Origin of the sequence: Legionella santicrucis, assembly GCF_001468135.1 — a bacterium.
Lineage (GTDB): Bacteria > Pseudomonadota > Gammaproteobacteria > Legionellales > Legionellaceae > Legionella > Legionella santicrucis.
Map to the genome: position 1 here is coordinate 93951 of NZ_LNYU01000009.1, position 19777 is coordinate 113727.

The following is a 19777-nucleotide window of genomic DNA, read 5'->3' on the forward strand; positions in this document are numbered from 1 at the left end:
TATTCAAGGCACTATCTATTGTACCTGACTATTTAATCTAACTATATAGAGCTCCTCAAAAATATCGAAGAGCATGACTTGCCAATGGCATCCAATAATAATAAAAAGAAGGATTAATTATGCGAAGTCAACTCAACGAATCCTTATCAAAATTAACCGAAGACACGCCTCAACCCAATAACCAAGAAGAAATTGATTTTAATAGTGGGGGAGTACTCACTTTAGGTGTAGAACTTGAGCTGCAACTCATCAATGCAGAAACCTACAATCTATGTTCCAGAGCAGAAGATATTCTTGCAGCTATGTCTCATCTGGAAAAAATTAAGCCGGAATTTTACTTAAGCACCATTGAAGTAAATACTAACAAATGTAAAATTGTTCAGGAAGTTGAAGATGATCTGTATGCAACATTATTTGAACTTCAACATGTATCGAAAAAACTTGGAATTTTACTCTCAACAACAGGCTCTCATCCCTTTTCTAAATATTCAGACTGGGAGATTTCACCTACAGCTCGTTATCTGGATTTAATTGATCGTAATCAATGGCTTACGCGTCGTATGAGTGTTTATGGTTTGCATGTACACCTAGGTATGTCAAGTGGGGAAGAATGCATACGGTTTAATAATTTTTTTATGTATTTTCTTCCCCATTTATTAGCTCTTTCTTCAAGTTCCCCATTTTGGCAAGGAATAGACACCGGGCTTGCTTCATGCCGCCCGACTACGTATGAGGCTCTTCCTACAGCAGGCCAACCTTACCATGTACGTTCATGGCAAGATTTTGAGCATTTGTATAAAACACTAAAATCATGTGGTTCCATCAAGTCGCTCAAGGACTTATGGTGGGATCTAAGACCAAGTCCAAATTTTGGAACATTGGAGATTCGTGTCTGTGATGGTACGGCGACACTTGCAGAAACATTGGCTCTAGTTGCATTGATACATGTTCTTGCCCATTGGTTTGCTGATAATGGAAGTTGGCTTGAGTCCGTAGCCTATCCTCCTTATTGGCTTTCTCGAGAAAACAAATGGAGAGCAATTCGCTATGGTTTAGATGCGGAATTAGTCATGAGTACAGAAGGCAAAATCAAATTAATGCGTGACGATATTAATGAATGGATAGAAAAATTAAAACCTTATATCGAGCAACTTAACTACCAAACCTATTTTGCAACTCTTCAAGCGATTATGAGTTCAGGAACAAGCACTGAGCGCCAGAGAAAAGTATTTTCGTACAATAAATGTTTTAAAGATGTTGTGAAGCATAATGTGAGTGAGTTTTTACTGCAAGTTCCTTTATATAGACGTGAATTGATTGTTTCTTGAACAAATGCAGGAACAAATCTGTGAAATCATTTGCTTTGTAACATCACCTTATTATATACTTCCTGCCAATATAGATGCAGGTCAGTTTATAGGCACGTAGCTCAGTGGTAGAGCACCACCTTGACATGGTGGTGGTCGGTGGTTCGATCCCACTCGTGCCTACCATGCAACTGAATTAGTATTTCAGGAGTTGTCACTTTTTATATAGTGATTGATGCCTGAAGCTGAATCCATTAAAAGTTTTAAGCCCTGCCATGCAGGGTTTTTTTTTAGATGCTTACGGATAAAATCATGCCAAACATTAAATTACCTGATGGAAGTGTAAAACAGTTTGAAGCACCTTTAACTGTATATGATGTCGCTCATAGTATAAGCCCTGGGCTTGCTAAGGCCGCTTTGGCTGGTCGAGTTGATAACCGATTAGTGGATACTTCCTATCTGATTAAAAATGATTGCGCATTGATGATTCTTACTGAAAAGCAAGAAGAGAGTCTCGAGGTGATTCGTCACTCCGCTGCTCATTTATTAGCACAAGCCGTTAAAAGTATTTTTCCCTCAGCTCAAGTAACTATTGGTCCAGTGATTGAAGATGGCTTTTATTATGATTTTGCTTTCCAAAGAGCCTTTACTCCCGAAGATTTGGAGTTAATTGAAGCCAAAATGGCGGAATTGGCAAAAGCAAATTATCCTGTGACTCGCAGAGAATTGCCGCGTGATGAGGCAATCCAGTATTTTAAGAGTATTGGCGAAGAATATAAAGCGAAGATTATTGCTGATATTCCTAAAGATGAAGTGCTCTCGTTATACAAACAAGGTGATTTTGAAGATCTATGTCGTGGTCCTCATGTCCCTGCAACTGGTTTTTTAAAAGCATTCAAATTAACTAAATTAGCAGGAGCATATTGGCGTGGTGACTCCAATAATGAGATGTTACAACGTATTTATGGTACTGCTTGGGCTGATAAAAAGGCGCTGGCTGATTATTTGTTCCGTATGGAAGAGGCTGAAAAACGTGATCATCGTAAATTAGGCAAGAGTTTGGAGTTGTTTCACTTTCAAGATATTGCCCCTGGAATGGTTTTTTGGCATCCCAAAGGTTGGACTATTTATCAAGAGTTAGAGCGCTATATGCGTCATCGCTTGGCTGATTTTGGTTATCAAGAAATTAGAACACCACAGTTAGTTGATCGCGTGCTTTGGGAAAAGTCAGGCCATTGGGCTAATTTTAGAGATGAAATGTTTGTTACTGAAACAGAAAATCGTCACTATGCAGTAAAACCAATGAATTGTCCTTGCCATGTTCAAGTATTTAATCAAGGCTTAAAAAGCTATAGAGATTTACCTTTAAGATTTTCGGAATTTGGTAATTGTCACCGCTGTGAACCCTCAGGCTCATTGCATGGCCTCATGCGAGTTCGCAATATGGTTCAAGATGATGCCCATATTTTTTGTACTGAAGATCAAATTCAATCAGAAGTAGCGATGATGTTAGAGTTAGTCCAATCTGTATATATTGATTTTGGGTTTAAAGAAATTAAGTATCGTTTGGCATTACGCCCTGAAAAAAGAGTAGGCAGTGATGATGTTTGGGATAAAGCCGAAGCTGCTTTAAAACAAGCGATGAAAGACAGAAATATAGAATGGGTTGATGCACCTGGTGAGGGTGCTTTTTATGGCCCTAAAATTGAATGTTCCTTAGCTGATTGCTTAGGTAGAATTTGGCAATGTGGTACGATACAAGTTGATTTTTCGATGCCTGGGCGATTGGATGCTGTTTATATTGCCGAAGATGGTAGCAAACAAATTCCGGTCATGCTGCATCGTGCGATCCTAGGATCATTTGAACGTTTTATGGGAATTTTGATCGAACATTACGCAGGAAAGCTGCCTTTGTGGTTATCACCGGTGCAAGCAGTAATTATGACAATTAGTGAAAAACAGAACGAGTATGCAGAAAAAGTAACACAAATTTTGCAAAAAAGAGGAATTCGTGCCAACTTTGACTTGAGAAATGAGAAAATTGGTTTTAAAATTCGCGAGCATACTTTACAAAAAATCCCATATCTATTAGTAATAGGGGATAAAGAAGTTGAGTCAGGCCAAGTAGCAGTGCGTACACGAGAAGGTACAGACTTAGGTGTGATGACAATAGATACAATTTGTGATACCTTGATGCAAGAAATTGCTCATAAAGGGTCAGTTATTAATAAGCAGGGGGGATTAAACCATTAGTGCACCAACTAAGCGTGAAAATGATCGCGCACGAATTAATGAACAGATCAATGTACCTGAGGTACGCTTAATTGATGTCGATGGTAATCAGGCAGGAATTGTTTCCACACGTGAAGCCCTGCGTGCAGCGGAAGAAGGTGGATTGGATCTAGTGGAAATTTCTCCAACAGCCAAACCCCCTGTATGCCGTATCATGGATTATGGTAAGTTTCTCTTTGAGCTGAGTAAAAAACAAGCCGAAGCTAGAAAAAAGCAGAAGCAAATTCAGGTTAAAGAATTAAAATTCCGTCCAACAACGGAAGATGGAGATTATCAGGTCAAGCTACGCAACCTGATCCGTTTCCTAAATCATGGTGATAAAGTCAAAATTACGCTGCGTTTTCGTGGTCGTGAAATGGCTCATCAAGAGCTGGGTATGAAAATTCTTGAGCGTATTCAGCAGGATACAGCTGAGTTTGCCGTTGTGGAGCAGCAGGCAAAACGCGAAGGAAGACAGCTACTGATGGTATTATCGCCCAAAAAAACTAAAAGCTGAGTAAATGCGGAGTACATTGTTATGCCGAAGTTGAAGTCACATCGCGGAGCGTCTAAGCGCTTCCGTAAAACAGCAAGTGGCGCGATTAAACGTCGCGGTGCTTATAGGAATCACATCCTCACTAAAAAGTCTACCAAGCAAAAACGTCATTTGCGCGTTGAAGCTGGAACTTTAAAGCCATGCGATGCACGTTTGGCAGAACGTATGTTGCACGGTAGTTAAGGAGGAAATGAAAAATGCCAAGAGTTAAACGTGGTGTGATCGCCAAAGCGCGTCACAAAAAGGTTATGGATCAGGCAAAAGGTTATTACGGCGCTCGTAGTCGAACCTATCGCATGGCCAAACAAGCAGTAATTAAAGCAGGTCAATACGCATATCGTGATAGACGTCAGAAAAAACGTCAGTTTCGTGCATTGTGGATCACTCGTATTAATGCACAAGCTCGTGAGTGTGGTTTATCATACAGCCGCTTAATTGATGGATTGAAGAAAGCATCAATTGAATTGGATAGAAAAATATTGGCTGATCTGGCTGTTCATGACAAGGTAGCCTTTGCTGCAATTGCAGAACAAGCTAAAGCTGCATTAGCACAATAGTCTTTTAAGGTGTTCTTTTCTTGGAGTTTATAATCCTAGAATAATAACATGACTAAAGGTACCGTTTGCAAAATGAACTATTTGAGGAGGCTGCGGCCTCCTTTTTACTTGTGGGTATAACTATGCAGGATATCATCACCATACAAGAACAGGCTGCTGAAGCGATTAAAAATGCTCAGGATGTTTCTGGATTAGAGTTAATTCGCGTTGATTTTTTGGGCAAAAAGGGAAGGCTCACTGAAATTTTAAAAAGTCTTGCTCATTTATCTGCTGAAGAAAAGCCTAAAGTAGGCCAGCTTGTGAATCAAGTAAAACGCGAAATCAGTGCCTTGATTGAAACGAAAATGCTTGAGCTGAAACAAAAACAACTCTCAGAAAAGCTGTCAGCTGAACGTATTGATATAACACTTCCTGGTCGCAAGAAAGAGAGTGGGTCCTTACATCCAGTAACCCAAGTAAAGCATCGAATTAATGAATTTTTTAGTCGTATGGGTTTTGATATTGTTGACGGCCCCGAAATTGAAACTGAATTTTATAATTTTGAGGCACTCAATATTCCTGGACATCATCCGGCTCGTGCTATGCATGATACATTTTATTTTGGTGATGGCCGTCTTTTGCGAACGCATACTTCGCCAGTACAAATTCGTACAATGGAGCAACGCAAACCTCCGTTTCGGTTAATCGCTCCAGGAAGAGTTTATCGTTGTGACTCTGATCTGACTCATACACCGATGTTTCATCAAGTTGAAGGGCTATTAGTGGACAAACATGCTACTTTAGCGAGCTTAAAAGGTCTACTACAAGATTTTTTTGCTGATTTTTTTGGTCGTCAATTGGCATTGCGATTTAGGCCTTCGTATTTTCCTTTTACAGAACCTTCGGCTGAGGTCGATATTGAATGCACTCAATGCAGTGGTGAGGGTTGTCGCTCCTGTAAATTTACCGGATGGTTAGAGGTTTTAGGTTGTGGTATGGTGCATCCTAATGTTCTAAAAGCTGTAAATATATCGCCTGATGAATATCAGGGGTGGGCATTTGGCATGGGTATGGATCGATTAGCTATGTTGTATTATGGAATAGATGACTTGCGTATGATGTTTGAAAATGACCTGTCTTTTTTAAGTCAATTTTGAGGTGTAGGGGTTGTTAATATGTTTCGATGACCATGCGTTTATGGTACGAATTGAAAATATCTCGAGTAAAATCAATCATGCAGTAAGGACTTTAGATGAAATTAAGTAAATTGTGGTTACGTGAATGGGTAAATTTCTCATTATCTGAACAAGAATTGGCAAGCCAACTAACTATGGCTGGTTTGGAAGTGGATGCTGTAAGCCCTGTAGCAGGAGAGTTTTCTCATGTAATCGTTGCTGAAGTTCTTAGCACAAAACCTCATCCTAATGCAGATAAATTGACTTTATGCGAAGTAAACGCAAATACAGAGAAACCATTACAAATCGTTTGTGGTGCTTCGAATGTAAGAGCCGGATTAAAAGTGGCTTTAGCCATGGTTGGGGCGCGCTTGCCAGGTGGTTTTAATATCAAAGAATCAAAGTTACGAGGCGAGCTTTCACAAGGAATGCTCTGCTCAGTCAGTGAATTGGGAATGGCAGAGCAATCTGATGGAATTATGGAGTTAGAGAGTGATGCCCCTGTAGGAATGGATTTGCGCGAGTATCTTACACTTGATGATCATATATTGGATATTGATTTAACACCTAACCGAGCAGATTGTTTTAGTGTTTTAGGTATTGCACGTGAAGTTGCCGTATTGAATAAGTTACCCTTATTGGAAAAAGAGATTGCTGCGGTTACTCCAAGTATTGATGATGTATTTCCAATACAATTGAACAATCCGGAAGCATGCTCACGTTATTGTGGTCGTGTCATTCGTAAGATAAATACTCAAGCAAATACCCCTTTATGGATGAGTGAACGTTTACGCCGAAGCGGCATTAGAGCCGTTCACCCTGTTGTTGATGTAATGAATTATGTCATGCTTGAATTAGGTCAACCCATGCATGCTTTTGATTTGGGTGCAATCAACGGCGAAATAAACATACGTTATAGCAATCAACAAGAGCAATTAGAGTTACTTGATGGTCAAAAATTAACTTTGAACGAGACCGTATTAGTGATTGCAGATCAAGAAAAACCTTTGGCAATGGCAGGCATTATGGGTGGTGAAGCAAGCTCTGTGCAGGTGCATACCACTGATGTATTTTTAGAAAGTGCCTTTTTCAATCCCATAGTCATTGCAGGGGTAGCAAGAAAGTTTGGTCTGTTTAGCGATTCATCGCAACGTTTTGAGCGCGGTGTTGATCCAAGTTTGCAAATCAAAGCTTTAGAAAGGGCTACTGCACTAATTTTAGAAGTTGCTGGTGGCGAAGCGGGACCCATTATTGAGACCGCTAATCAAAAATATTTACCGAGCACAGTACATTTTTCTTTTGATACCGAAAAAGTTAAAAAACTAACTGGACTTAATATTTCTTTGAAGGAAATAAAACGTTTTCTTGAAGGTTTAGGTATCTCGATTACACGTGAGCAAAATCATTTTCTGGAGGTGAACATCCCTTCACATCGCTTTGATATCCAGCGAGATGAGGATTTAGTAGAGGAAATAATTCGTCTTTATGGATACGATAATTTACATGCTGAACCTACATATACGCTAGTACAGGCAGGAAAAACATGCAGTAATGAAGAAATAGCAACGATAGTAGCACATTGGTTTGCAAATAAAGGATATCATGAAACGATCAGTTACAGTTTTGTTGATCCTGAATTACAACATGAGCTTTATCCGCATAAAGAGTTTATGCAATTACTTAATCCTATTTCTTCTGAGTTATCGCAAATGCGTGCAGGGATGTGGCCTGGTTTAATTGCGTCACTGATTTATAATGTACACCGCCAACAAAATGAGGTTAAGTTTTTTGAAATTGGTGTGGTTTTTGATGTACACCAAGGGCAGCTAAAAGAACGTCCTTGCATTGCCGGTTTGTTGATGGGGGAGCAAGGGAGTGTTAATTGGAGTGAAACGACTCGATTGTATGATTTTTTTGACTTAAAAGGAGATCTGCAATCTTTATTTGCTTCATTAAAACTTAAGCAAGTAGAGTTTATTGCCACAACTCATGAAGCATTGCATCCTGGACAATCCGCTCAAATCAACATAAATAATGTTTCCTCAGGCTGGATAGGAACATTGCATCCTCGTTTAGCAGATGCTTTGGATTTAAATCACGATGTTCTTCTTTTTGAAATCAACTTAGAGGCCTTAATAGGACATGAATCGCCTCGCTATAAACCGATTTCAAAATATCCCCAAATTCGCAGAGATTTATCATTCTTAGTCGATAATGATATCGAGGTCATGCAAATCGAATCAGCAGTAAGAACTACTGTAAAAGAAAATTGGTTAAAATCTTTTGATGTCTTTGATGTATATACTGGAGAAGGTGTTCCTTTAGGTAAGAAAAGCTTGGCAATTTCTATAACAATTCAAGATGAAAGCCGTACTTTGGTTGATACCGAGATTAATTCTTTAATTGATGCTATAATCAATACGTTAGAGAATAAATTTTCAATCATATTGAGGGAGTAATCGTGAATGCATTGAGCAAAGCTATAATGGCAGAGACCTTGTGTGATGAATTAAAGCTGTCCAAACCTGCATCAAAAGAGATGGTCGAAAATTTTTTTGAAGAATTACGACATGCTCTTGAGCATGGACATCATGTCAAATTATCTGGATTTGGTAATTTTACCCTAAGAGATAAACCACAAAGGCCAGGCAGAAACCCAAAGACTGGAGAAGAAATTCCCGTGGTGGCTAGAAGGGTTGTGACTTTTAAACCAGGTTTGAAGCTAAAAAGCAAAATTGAATCTATAGGAAAATAATTCATTGAACTATTATTCGAAACATATTTTTTTATGTACCAACAAAAAGGCTGCAGGGAAACAATGTTGCGCCAATTCTGGTGGCGAAGAGTACTTTGATTATATAAAATCGCGGCTTTTAGAGCTGGAAATGCATGGTCCAGGAAAAGTTCGCATCAGCAAAACAGGTTGTCTTGGCCGCTGTAGTTCAGGTCCTTGTATTGTGATCTATCCTGAAGGTGTATGGTACACTTATTCATCTTTTGCTGATATTGATGAAATCATAGAAAAACATTTAATTTCTGGTAGTATTGTTCATCAATTGTTAATCGATCCAGTGTGAAAGTTGTCCGATTTACATGGATTTTAATAATTGTTTATAAATTTTTGTCCTTTATACTTGTAGGATGATTCTGTTTTGGTTAAAATCGCCCGTCCATGATAGAAGATTACCAATTTAGGCGGTTCGGAGTTCATTTAATGAAGACATTTAGTGCCAAAAGCCATGAAGTCAAACGTGACTGGTTAGTGGTTGATGCCAGCGATAAAGTTTTGGGTCGCTTAGCAACTGAAATTGCCCGTCGTTTACGTGGCAAGCATAAAGCTGAGTATACCCCCCATGTTGATACTGGCGATTACATTGTCGTTACAAATGCTGAAAAAGTTATTGTAACTGGTCGTAAGTTTACAGATAAGATGTACTATCGCCACACTGGATATCCAGGTGGAATAAAATCAGATAGTTTTGAGAAATTACAAGCAAGAAATCCTGTCAGGATTATCGAACTTGCTGTTAAAGGCATGTTACCAAAGAATCCTTTGGGAAGAGAGATGTATCGTAAGCTGAAAGTATATGTTGGCAATGAACATCCACATGCAGCACAGCAACCCAAACAACTTGATATTGAGGAATAAGTATTATGGCTGAAGTGAAGCAATACTACGGCACTGGTCGTAGAAAAAGTTCAACAGCTCGAGTGTTTTTACGCCCAGGTAAAGGCGACATTAAAGTTAATGGTCGTACTTTACAAGAATATTTTTGCCGTGAAACTTCTTGCATGGTTGTAATGCAGCCACTAGAAACCGTTGATCTTGTCGATAAGTTTGATGTGTACATTACAGTAACTGGTGGTGGAATTTCCGGTCAGGCAGGTGCTGTACGTTTAGGAATTGCAAGAGCATTGGTTGCTTATGATGAAAAAGGATTGGCAGAAGATGCAGAGCCAAGTCCTGATTCTGTGCGTAGAAAGCTTCGTGCTCGTGGTTTACTGACTCGTGATTCACGTCGTGTTGAAAGAAAGAAAGTTGGTTTGCACAAAGCTCGTCGTGCAACTCAATACTCAAAACGTTAATTGTTTTTTGGTTAAAGAAACCCCGCATTGGCGGGGTTTTTTATTTTGCTACGAAATCTAGTGAAACATATAGCGTCATCCCCTAAGTTCTAGAGAAGCTGCAAGTAAAGTGAGGAAAAGGAGTGTACTCAAAGTACATGACCGGGGCGAACGAGCTTGCAGCGATGTATAGAACTTGGGGGGCTATACAAAGCGGGCGGCATATGGTGAATGACAACTCTGAGCCTGAGCATGATCAGGATAAAAATGATTTGGTAGATACTGAACGACGTCGATTTTTGGTAACTACAACCAGTGTATTAGGAGGTATTGGAGCTCTATGTGCCTTAACTCCTTTTGTTGCTTCTTGGTTACCTAGCGCAAAAGCTCAAGCTGAAGGAGCCCCTGTACAAGTTGACTTAAGCAAATTGGAACCTGGAGAACAAGCCATCATTGAATGGCGTGGCAAACCTGTATGGATCATTAGACGAACCGCAGAAATGTTGCAACAAATTACAAAGAACTCTTCTTTGCTCCGAGATCCTCATTCATTGACTGCTCAACAACCTCATTATGCAAAAAATGAATATCGCTCTATTAATCCAGAATATTTAGTACTTATAGGAATTTGTACCCACTTAGGTTGTTCACCTAAATACAAGCCAAATCTTAGCGAATTAGGGCCTAACTGGCCGGGTGGTTTTTTTTGCCCTTGCCATGGCTCTACTTTTGATCTTTCCGGTAGGGTCTTTAAAGATGTTCCCGCACCGATTAATCTGGAGGTTCCTCCCTATTATTTTATTGATAAGCACACTATTGTAATTGGTGAGGATAAAGCATAAGTTTTATGTCTGCATCACTCGTTTTTATGATTTGAAATAAGATAGAGACTAATGAAATGAATAGACTCTTCACTTGGATCGATGAGCGTTTTCCTTTGGCGAGTACTTGGAGAAAGTACTTCAGCGCTTACTATGTTCCCAAGAATTTGAATTTTTTTTATATTTTTGGAGCATTAGCAATCGTAGTTTTCGCCAATCAATTTATTACTGGATTATGGCTTACTATGTTTTATACACCTAGTGTGGAGCAAGCATTTTCTTCGATTGAATACATTATGCGCGATGTTCACTTTGGTTGGTTATTGCGTTATATGCATTCAACAGGTGCTTCGGCATTTTTTATTGTCATTTATCTGCATATGTTTCGAGGTCTGCTTTATGGTTCCTATCAAAAACCTAGGGAGTTAGTCTGGCTTTTGGGAATGTTTTTATATGTGTTACTTCTAGCGGGTGCATTTTTTGGTTACTTGTTACCTTGGGGACAGATGTCTTATTGGGGAGCTGAAGTCATCACTTCCTTAGTTGATGCGATCCCGTATATAGGTAAAAATCTTGTTGTTTGGCTTAGAGGTGATTATGCAGTTGGCAATGCTACATTGCAGCGTTTTTTTGCGTTACATGTGATCGCCATCCCATTGTTGCTGTTTTTGTTTGTATATTTGCACATTGTTGCCTTGCATAAGGTAGGTTCGAATAATCCAGAAGGAATTGAATTTAAGCATAGATTGGGTGTAGAAAAACAGTTTGATTTGATTCCTTTTCATCCTTATTACGTTATTAAAGATTTAGTCGCCGTACTTGCATTCCTTATTTTGTTTTTTGCGGTGGTATTTTGGGCTCCTGAAATGGGCGGATATTTCCTAGAGCATAATAATTTTGTGCCAGCAAATCCACTTGTCACTCCAGATCATATCGCCCCAATGTGGTACATGTCGCCTTTTTATGCAATGTTGCGTGCTATACCCGATAAATTACTTGGGATTATGTGCATGGGGTTCGCACTATTATTATTATTTTTCTTGCCATGGCTTGATTGTAGTCCGGTACGTTCCATGCGTTATAAAGGGAAATGGTCTCAAATAATGCTCTTTTTAGGCGTGCTTGCGTTTGTAGTATTGGGTTATTTGGGAACGGTTCCAGTAACTCCTGCACGTTTGTTTTTTGCTCGGCTAGCTACCTTATTGTATTTTGCTTATTTTATCCTTATGCCCTTTTATACTCGTTTGGAAGTTACTGATTCATTGCTACTTTCCTCAGGAGAGAATTAATGCGTATAAAGACGCTTTTTTATCTTTTCTTGTTATTGGGCGTTTGTCAGCAGATGTGTGCCGCTTCATTCCCAATGAACATACAAGATAAGGCAAGCTTACAAAGAGGCGCTAAACTTTTTATGAATTACTGTTCGGGTTGCCATTCTTTAAAATATTTAAGGTATAATCGTATGGCCAAAGGATTGGACTTAATGCGTTTTGCAGGGCAAATTGATGAAGGTCTCTTAAAGAATAATCTTATTTTCACACAAGCAACAATTAATGATCCAATTCAAATTGCTATGCCACCTGAAGATGCAAAGCAATGGTTTGGGATAGTACCTCCAGATTTATCATTAATTGTTAGATCGAAAGGAGCTGCATGGCTCTACAATTACTTAAATAGTTTTTACAAAGATGATTCCAGGCCTTTTGGGACAAATAATTATCTTGTACCTGATGTTGCGATGCCCAATATTCTGGAAACGTTGCACGATCAAATACGATCACGACAATTTGATGAGAGCTTATTAGACTTGGTGACCTTCCTCGCCTACGTTAGTGAGCCCACACAAACTGAACGTTATCATATGGGATTTTTTGTAATTGGATTTTTAGTCATTTTATTTCTTGTCTCTTTATGCTTAAAAATAGTTTATTGGCGAAAAATCGGCATAAAGTAACCCAAAAAGGCAAAAATGTGGTAAAGTAGTGGTTTTGTTTATTCTTAACGTACTAGTACATATTTTTATGAATTGATAGGAGTTGCTCATGGCAATTGTTGCGAAGCGCACTATAATGTCTTTATTTTCTGATACTGATGATGTCTACAGTCATCAAGTTCGTATCGTGTTGGCTGAAAAAGGGGTTAATGTAGAAATTCTTGCAGCCAGGCAAGCTGAACCAAATGCTGATCTTTTATCAGTTAATCCATACGGAACAGTACCTACATTAATTGATAGAGAGCTTGTACTTTATGAACCACGTATTATTATGGAATATTTAGATGAGCGTTTTCCTCATCCCCCTTTACTACCTGTTTATCCTGTTGCTCGTGCGGAAACGCGGAAAATGATGCATAGAATAGAGCATGATTGGTATTATTTAATGAATAATATCTTAAGAGATAATAATGCAGAAGAAGCGAGAACGAATTTATTTGAAAGTTTAGTAGCTCTTGAGCCAGTTTTTGCAGATAAGCCTTATTTTTTAAGTGATGAGTTTTCTTTGTTGGATTGTGCATTAGCCCCCTTATTGTGGCGCTTACCTCGATTAGGGATAGACGTTTCACCGGAGTTTAAAGGAATAATTGCTTACATGCAGCGCTTGTTCAAACGGGAATCGTTTCAAGCAAGTTTGACTGATGTTGAGCGACAATTACGAGCGGCATAAATATATGACTATGACATCAAATAAACCTTATTTAATTCGTGCAGCCTATGATTGGATAGTCGATAACGAATTAACGCCTTATATCTTGGTCAATGCAGCATATTCAGGTGTACAGGTTCCAAGAGAGCACGTAAATCATGAGCGTATAGTGTTAAATATTTCTCCAGCAGCTACTCGAGGTCTTTTGTTGGAGAATGATCGGATAATCTTTACTGCGCGCTTTTCAGGAAAAACGGAGCAAATCTTTGTTCCACCAGTAGCTGTATTGGAAATATATGCCAAGGAAAATGGCAGAGGCATCGCTTTTGCACTTGAAGACGAAGAAGAACCGCCTCCAGCATCTTCCGGTTCGTCAACTTCAGATGTTGAGGGGCCGACGTCTTCTAAAAGTAAGCCTTCTTTGAAATTAGTGAAGTAGCATGTCAGAAAATGCTCTTTATCGTTGTGAGCAAATCAGAGTTTGTGAACAACAGGCTACTTCTTTATATCAATTAGACGAAAATACACTTATGTCTCGAGCTGGAGCAGAGGCATTTTCGCACATAGCAAAACTTTATCCTCATGTTCGACATCTTGCCGTTTATTGTGGCTCGGGAAATAATGCAGGTGATGGATATGTTGTTGCACGATTAGCACATGAACATGGGTTATTAGTTACTGTCTACCAATGTAAGGCATTGGTAGATTTGCCTCTTGCAGCCCAGCATGCAGCTTTGAAGGCAATAAATGCAGGAGTTGACTGCCAACCTGCTGATGAACCTTTAGATGGGGAAGCGGAGTTAATTGTTGATGCGCTACTTGGAATAGGTTTAAGAGGACCTGTGCGTGGAAATATTGCCTCAGCAATTCATCAGATCAATGCAAGCGGCCTTCCAGTAATCGCATTAGATATTCCATCTGGCCTTAATGCAGATACAGGGCAGGTGGAAAATTTTTGTGTTAACGCTAATGCTACTATAACATTTATCGCTCAAAAGTTAGGTATGTATACTGCAGATGGTCCAGATCATTGCGGGGATATTTATTGCTGTTCATTAAGTTTAGAGACATGTACCAATCAATTAGCTCCTGCTGCACGTTTGTTAAATTCTACTACCCTATCTTTGCCTCTTTCCAAGCGTAAAAAAAATTCGCATAAAGGGAATTATGGTCATGTTTTAATAGTAGGAGGAGGACCAGGTATGCCCGGAGCCATTAGTCTTGCGGCAAAAGCGACACTAAGAACTGGTGCTGGAGCCGTCACTGTTGCAACTTGGCCTGAGTATGCAAAGGGTGCTTTATCTTTAATTCCTGAAGCGATGGTAAGTGGTGTTAAAACTGCAAAGGATTTAAGACAACTCTTAGCAAATGCTTCTGTTTGTGTTATAGGACCCGGTCTTGGTGAAAGCGATTGGGCTATTGACCTATTTTTGACAGCAATTACTTCGCAATTACCTATGGTGATTGATGCATCAGCACTAAGATTATTAGCGAATAATCCACAAACTGATGATAATTGGGTTTTAACTCCTCATCCTGGAGAAGCAGCGAGCCTTCTTGCTTGTTCTACTGATTCGATTCAGAAGGATAGATACCAAGCAGCGGAAAAAATTCAACAACAATATGGTGGTGTTGTTGTATTAAAAGGTACTGGAACAGTGATTCAAACTGCTGAAAAAAGTATTTTTGTCTGTCCTCGAGGAAACCCTGGTATGGCGAGTGCAGGTATGGGAGATGTATTGAGCGGCATCATTGCTGGTTTTTGCGCTCAAGGTTTTTCTTTAGCCCAGGCAGCACAATATGGCGTTTGGGTGCATGCAGTTGCTGGAGATCATGTAGCGAAAAAATTAGGTGGAGCTGGGTTATTAGCCAGTGATTTATTAGACGCTATTCCATATGTATTGAACTATTCCGAATGATGAATACCAATCAATCTAATGTACTAATACTGGATTTACCTGACGAAAAATCGAGTGTAAATTTTGCATCTCGTTTAGCTTTATGTCTTTGCCCTTCTTTAATCATGGCTTTTAGTGGCGATCTAGGTGCGGGAAAAACCACGATCATTCGTGCCATGTTAAAATATTTAGGAGTGCAATCTGCGATTAAGAGTCCTACTTTTTCATTAGTAGAAAGCTATACATGTCATAACATGCTCGTGCATCATTTTGATCTGTATCGAATTCATCATGAGGAAGAGTTAGAATATTTAGGGTTTCGAGATTATTTTGTGCCAGGCAGTATTTGTTGTATTGAATGGGCTGAAAATGCAGGATCAGCATTGCCTTATATAGATATTCGTTTTAAGTTAAACATGAAAGGGGCTGGACGTGAGGTGCAAATAATAGCATTGAGCGCGGCCGGCAAAAAAATTTTAGCTCGCCTGGCAGGAGAAACATGATCGTTCGCTTATGGATTTTTGTTGTATTATGTCTTTGGTCTGTTGTTACATCGAGCGCCCAACTTAAATCGATTGTTTTAAAACAACAAGGCAACCAAACATCCCTTTACTTTACAATTGCTGGACCTTTTACACATAAGCTATTTTCATTAAGTCAACCAGAGCGAGTCGTATTGGATTTAAAAGAGACTCAATTAGCCGTAAATTTAAATCAATTGGGTTTGATTAATGGTTTAGTGAAACAAGTGCGTAGCGGACATTCTGATCCCAAAACGTTACGATTAGTTTTTGAGGTAAATCAAAAAGTACAACTACGTTCATCCCCCTGGCTGCCTAATGGGCCTTATGGAGGAATACGAGTTGATTTATTACATAGTGGCCGCCTTGTTACCCCAGTTGCTGCGAGTACTCCTAAAAAGGTGTTGCCAGTAACTCAAAAAGCGCCAATAAAACAGCCGCAACAACAATTTTTAAAACAGAACGTTAGTGCACCGCAACCGCCAATACAACCTATTTTAGCAAATCAAGCTCCTATCAAGGTAAATAATAAGCCTACTCGATTGCGTGATGTAATTGTGGTTTTAGATGCAGGTCATGGTGGCAAGGATCCTGGTGCTCGTGGTCCACATAATAGCCGCGAGAAAGATGTAGTATTAGCAATTACTTTAAAACTAAAGCAATTAATTGATAGGCAGCCTGGCATGCGTGCCGTATTAACGCGTTCAGGAGATTATTATGTAGGTCTTCGTCAACGCTTGAATATTGCCAGAAGACATAATGGCGATATTTTTGTCGCTATTCATGCAGATGCATTTAATAATCCTCATTCCCATGGTGCTTCAGTATTTGCTTTATCACAAAGAGGAGCAACGAGTGAAGCTGCTCGTTGGCTTGCTGAAAAGGAAAACTATTCTGAATTAGGTGGGGTAAATTTAGGTGATTTAGATGATCAGAATGGGGTAGTACGTTCTGTATTAATTGATTTATCGCAAACAGCTACGATTAATGCCGGTTTGCAAATGGGAGGACGTGTTTTAAACCAATTGGGCAATTTTACTGTTCTACACAATCACAAAGTAGAACAAGCTCGTTTTGTTGTTTTAAAATCTCCAGATATTCCTTCAATTTTAGTTGAAACGGGATTTATTTCGAATCCTATTGAAGAGCGCAATCTCACTAGTCCTGCCTATCAGGCTCGTTTAAGCCAGGCCATTTTTCAAGGTATTAAAGGATATTTCTGGGAGAATCCTCCGCATGGATCGCGTATTGAAGCAATGGCAACGAATACGATTCATTTAGTTAGGACAGGTGAAACTTTGCCTGCTATAGCTGCTCGTTATCATGTCTCTGTTGTAGCGTTACAATCAGCAAATCATTTGCGAGGTGTCAGTCGACTTCGACCAGGGCAGAAATTGGTGATTCCTCCAGCATGGGCATGAGAATTCGACAGTTACCTCTATTGATAGCAAATCAAATAGCTGCTGGAGAAGTAATAGAACGTCCTGCATCTGTAGTAAAAGAATTACTTGAAAATTCTTTTGATGCGGGGGCTACTGCGATTACCGTTGAAACGAGTTATGGTGGCTTAAATCAAATTAAAATAAGTGATAATGGTGTAGGAATTGTGGCAGAAGATTTGCCTTTGGCTATTGCACCGCATGCTACGAGTAAAATTAATTCACTTGATGATTTGTATGCAATTGATAGCATGGGTTTTCGTGGTGAAGCATTAGCCAGCATTGCATCAGTGGCTAAAGTCAGCATCAGTTCCAAGCCAGCGCAGCAAGAAACAGCGATGATGTTGCGTGTGATCGGTACAGAAACAACGTGCTCTCCTTGTGCTCGTGCAGTAGGAACAACAGTAGATGTTGTTGATTTATTTTTTAATGCACCGGTGCGGAAACGATTTTTAAAGAGTGAAAAGCTCGAGTTTCAGGCAATAGAAACAGTCGTCAAACGTTTTGCTTTAAGCGCACCTAAAATTACGTTAACACTAAAACATAATGGCAAGCAGGTGTTCTTTCTTCCTGCGGCAACGAATGAACAATCGTTATTATCCCGAATGACCCGTATATTAGGTAGCGCGTTTGTTCAAGATGCGATTTATCTTGATGTGGATCATGGCTCAATGAAACTGTGTGGTTGGATAAGCGGCATTAAATTTCAGCGTAGTCAAAGTGATCGTTTATGGGTTTATATCAATGAACGAATGGTAAAAGATAAGTTAATTCATCAGGCATTAAAACAGGCTTATGATGGTTTATTACATCCTGGTCGTTTTCCTGCATGTGTGTTGTATTTAACAATAAATCATGCTGAAGTTGATGTGAATGTTCATCCTACTAAACATGAGGTACGTTTTCAGCAGCCGCGGCTAATCTTTGATTTTTTTACGTCACAATTGGCTGCAGCATTGGATACTCAAAAAAAGGGAAATTACGAAACCGCAAGTGAGTTAAATATACCAGTCAATCAAGCAAAAGAGATTTATGAGCCTTATCCCAAGCTCACTCTAATAAGTGAGTGTGTTAACTCACAAGAGCAACCTTGGGTTATTTTAAATGGCCACTATATTTTGGTCTTTATTCGTCAACAACCTTATATCGTTAATCTTGTAGCTTTGCAGCACTATAAGGTACGACAACACTTGTCTGGCTTGGTTTTTCCATTGGCAAGCAGACCCTTATTGGTGCCAATTCGTTATTCTCTTTCTCACAAGATCGCTACAAATCTTCCAAGTTTTATTCAATGTTTGTGTCAATTAGGAATACATATTGAGCATTTTGACGATCAGGAAGTGTTAATTCGGAGTATCCCGCTTTGCATGCCCTATTTGGATTTGCGCTTATTTTTAGAAGCTGTAGCTGAGTTGGAAATAATTCACCCTACCAAGTTGACCGAACTCATGATTCAAGCTCAAGTTTTTGATCCTAGATTATTAAGCCCTGAGGAAAAAATGGAATTAAATGAATTGCTATTGAGGGCACATGCAGAGAAAAATAACGAAACCGGATTGTTTAGAGCATTGACCGTTGAAGATTGTCGGAATTTATTAGATGTCTAATTTGATTTTTTGTTTAATGGGGCCTACTGCTGCGGGAAAAACGGCTTTAGCTTGTGAGTTAGTAACACATTATCCTTTCGAAATTATTAGTGTCGATTCGGCAATGATTTATAGGGAAATGGATATTGGAACTGCTAAGCCTAGTCCTAAAGAGCTAGACCTTGCTCCTCATCATTTAATTAATATTAAAGATCCAGTGGAGTCTTATTCTGCAGCTCAATTTTGCAGCGATGCCTTATCTTTATGTGATGAGATCACTAGTAAAGGTAAGATCCCTTTGTTGGTTGGGGGGACAATGATGTATTTTAATGCGCTTCAAAAAGGTTTGGCAGTTCTACCTGAGGGGTGTCCTGTTTTACGTGAACAATTAGAAAAGGAAGCTGCTTTGCATGGTTGGGGGAGGCTCCATGAACAATTAATGCAAATTGATCCTAATACAGCTAAACGGATTCATACGAACGATGCACAACGGATTCAACGTGCATTAGAAGTGTATTATTTAAGTGGAAAAACTTTATCTTCTTTTTTTGAGCAACAAAAGGAAAAAGACGTGCATCATTTTATCAATTTTATCCTTTTTCCCGAAAATCGAGTATGGCTACATGAACGGATTGCACAACGTTTTGATCAAATGTTACAGATAGGGCTTATTGACGAAGTAGTACAGCTACAGCAAAAATGGCCGTTAGCTATAAATTTGCCTGCGATGCGTTGTGTAGGGTATAGACAAGTTCTAGAATATCTGCAAGATGCTTATGATTATTCTACAATGCGTGATAAAGGAATTGCTGCAACGCGACAATTAGCCAAGCGTCAATTAACTTGGTTAAGACATTGGGATGAAGCATTATATTATGATCCGCAAAATGAAGCTTTTCACGATCAGATTCTAGCGAAAATTAGGGAAATATTAGATAATTCTAAAAAACCGTTTTAAAG

At 39.2% G+C, this 19777-nt stretch carries 21 protein-coding genes and 1 tRNA gene; all 22 read left to right on the plus strand.

Features of this window, described 5'->3' with window-relative positions; translation table 11 throughout:
- Positions 1-119: 119 nt before the first annotated feature.
- The 22 genes from Lsan_RS02340 to miaA all read left to right on the plus strand — a co-directional run bounded on the left by Lsan_RS02340 (position 120) and on the right by miaA (position 19775).
- Complete coding sequence (locus Lsan_RS02340; RefSeq protein ID WP_058512933.1) at positions 120-1328, plus strand: carboxylate-amine ligase; 1209 nt, start codon at positions 120-122, stop codon at positions 1326-1328.
- 90 nt (positions 1329-1418) lie between these two features.
- Positions 1419-1493, plus strand: a tRNA-Val gene (locus Lsan_RS02345).
- Positions 1494-1619: 126 nt separating this feature from the next.
- Complete coding sequence (gene thrS, locus Lsan_RS02350) at positions 1620-3560, plus strand: threonine--tRNA ligase (protein ID WP_058512934.1); 1941 nt, start codon at positions 1620-1622, stop codon at positions 3558-3560.
- Positions 3556-4095: a translation initiation factor IF-3 gene (gene infC, locus Lsan_RS02355; RefSeq protein ID WP_058512935.1), complete on the plus strand. Its 540-nt coding sequence runs from the start codon at positions 3556-3558 to the stop codon at positions 4093-4095. Before thrS ends, infC begins: the two co-directional genes overlap by 5 nt.
- A gap of 21 nt (positions 4096-4116) precedes the next feature.
- Positions 4117-4317 carry a 50S ribosomal protein L35 gene (gene rpmI / locus Lsan_RS02360; protein WP_027270874.1) on the plus strand — a complete coding sequence of 67 codons (201 nt, stop codon included), beginning with the start codon at positions 4117-4119 and terminating at the stop codon, positions 4315-4317.
- A 14-nt stretch (positions 4318-4331) separates the two neighbouring features.
- Entirely contained in the window at positions 4332-4691 is a 360-nt protein-coding gene (gene rplT / locus Lsan_RS02365) for a 50S ribosomal protein L20 (RefSeq protein ID WP_058512936.1), read from the plus strand.
- Between the two features lie 122 nt (positions 4692-4813).
- Complete coding sequence (gene pheS, locus Lsan_RS02370) at positions 4814-5827, plus strand: phenylalanine--tRNA ligase subunit alpha (RefSeq protein ID WP_058513067.1); 1014 nt, start codon at positions 4814-4816, stop codon at positions 5825-5827.
- A gap of 95 nt (positions 5828-5922) precedes the next feature.
- Positions 5923-8304, plus strand: coding sequence for a phenylalanine--tRNA ligase subunit beta (gene pheT, locus Lsan_RS02375; RefSeq protein WP_058512937.1), 2382 nt, complete (start codon positions 5923-5925; stop codon positions 8302-8304).
- Positions 8305-8306: 2 nt separating this feature from the next.
- Positions 8307-8600, plus strand: coding sequence for an integration host factor subunit alpha (locus Lsan_RS02380; protein ID WP_058463944.1), 294 nt, complete (start codon positions 8307-8309; stop codon positions 8598-8600).
- A gap of 4 nt (positions 8601-8604) precedes the next feature.
- Positions 8605-8922, plus strand: a complete 318-nt coding sequence (locus Lsan_RS02385; RefSeq protein ID WP_058512938.1) for a (2Fe-2S) ferredoxin domain-containing protein — start codon at positions 8605-8607, stop codon at positions 8920-8922.
- Positions 8923-9059: 137 nt separating this feature from the next.
- On the plus strand, positions 9060-9494 hold the full coding sequence (rplM, locus tag Lsan_RS02390) for a 50S ribosomal protein L13 (RefSeq protein WP_058512939.1): 435 nt from the start codon (positions 9060-9062) through the stop codon (positions 9492-9494).
- Positions 9495-9499: 5 nt separating this feature from the next.
- Positions 9500-9931, plus strand: coding sequence for a 30S ribosomal protein S9 (rpsI, locus tag Lsan_RS02395; RefSeq protein WP_058512940.1), 432 nt, complete (start codon positions 9500-9502; stop codon positions 9929-9931).
- Between the two features lie 203 nt (positions 9932-10134).
- Positions 10135-10752, plus strand: a complete 618-nt coding sequence (gene petA, locus Lsan_RS02400) for a ubiquinol-cytochrome c reductase iron-sulfur subunit (RefSeq protein WP_058513068.1) — start codon at positions 10135-10137, stop codon at positions 10750-10752.
- Between the two features lie 56 nt (positions 10753-10808).
- Positions 10809-12020 (plus strand): cytochrome b, encoded by a 1212-nt coding sequence (locus tag Lsan_RS02405; RefSeq protein WP_058512941.1) that lies wholly within the window; start codon positions 10809-10811, stop codon positions 12018-12020.
- The gene (locus Lsan_RS02410) at positions 12020-12685 is read left to right on the plus strand and encodes a cytochrome c1 (protein ID WP_058512942.1); all 666 of its coding nucleotides are present in this window, start codon (positions 12020-12022) and stop codon (positions 12683-12685) included. The genes Lsan_RS02405 and Lsan_RS02410 overlap by 1 nt, the downstream gene beginning before the upstream one ends.
- Positions 12686-12773: 88 nt before the next feature.
- Positions 12774-13394 carry a stringent starvation protein SspA gene (gene sspA, locus Lsan_RS02415; protein ID WP_058512943.1) on the plus strand — a complete coding sequence of 207 codons (621 nt, stop codon included), beginning with the start codon at positions 12774-12776 and terminating at the stop codon, positions 13392-13394.
- A gap of 4 nt (positions 13395-13398) precedes the next feature.
- Positions 13399-13812 carry a ClpXP protease specificity-enhancing factor gene (locus Lsan_RS02420; RefSeq protein ID WP_058512944.1) on the plus strand — a complete coding sequence of 138 codons (414 nt, stop codon included), beginning with the start codon at positions 13399-13401 and terminating at the stop codon, positions 13810-13812.
- A 1-nt stretch (position 13813) separates the two neighbouring features.
- The gene (locus Lsan_RS02425; RefSeq protein WP_058512945.1) at positions 13814-15292 is read left to right on the plus strand and encodes a bifunctional ADP-dependent NAD(P)H-hydrate dehydratase/NAD(P)H-hydrate epimerase; all 1479 of its coding nucleotides are present in this window, start codon (positions 13814-13816) and stop codon (positions 15290-15292) included.
- Entirely contained in the window at positions 15289-15774 is a 486-nt protein-coding gene (tsaE, locus tag Lsan_RS02430; RefSeq protein ID WP_058512946.1) for a tRNA (adenosine(37)-N6)-threonylcarbamoyltransferase complex ATPase subunit type 1 TsaE, read from the plus strand. The genes Lsan_RS02425 and tsaE overlap by 4 nt, the downstream gene beginning before the upstream one ends.
- The gene (locus Lsan_RS02435) at positions 15771-17213 is read left to right on the plus strand and encodes an N-acetylmuramoyl-L-alanine amidase family protein (RefSeq protein ID WP_058512947.1); all 1443 of its coding nucleotides are present in this window, start codon (positions 15771-15773) and stop codon (positions 17211-17213) included. The genes tsaE and Lsan_RS02435 overlap by 4 nt, the downstream gene beginning before the upstream one ends.
- On the plus strand, positions 17204-18838 hold the full coding sequence (mutL, locus tag Lsan_RS02440) for a DNA mismatch repair endonuclease MutL (RefSeq protein WP_058512948.1): 1635 nt from the start codon (positions 17204-17206) through the stop codon (positions 18836-18838). Before Lsan_RS02435 ends, mutL begins: the two co-directional genes overlap by 10 nt.
- On the plus strand, positions 18831-19775 hold the full coding sequence (gene miaA, locus Lsan_RS02445) for a tRNA (adenosine(37)-N6)-dimethylallyltransferase MiaA (protein WP_058512949.1): 945 nt from the start codon (positions 18831-18833) through the stop codon (positions 19773-19775). The genes mutL and miaA overlap by 8 nt, the downstream gene beginning before the upstream one ends.
- Positions 19776-19777 lie beyond the last annotated feature (2 nt).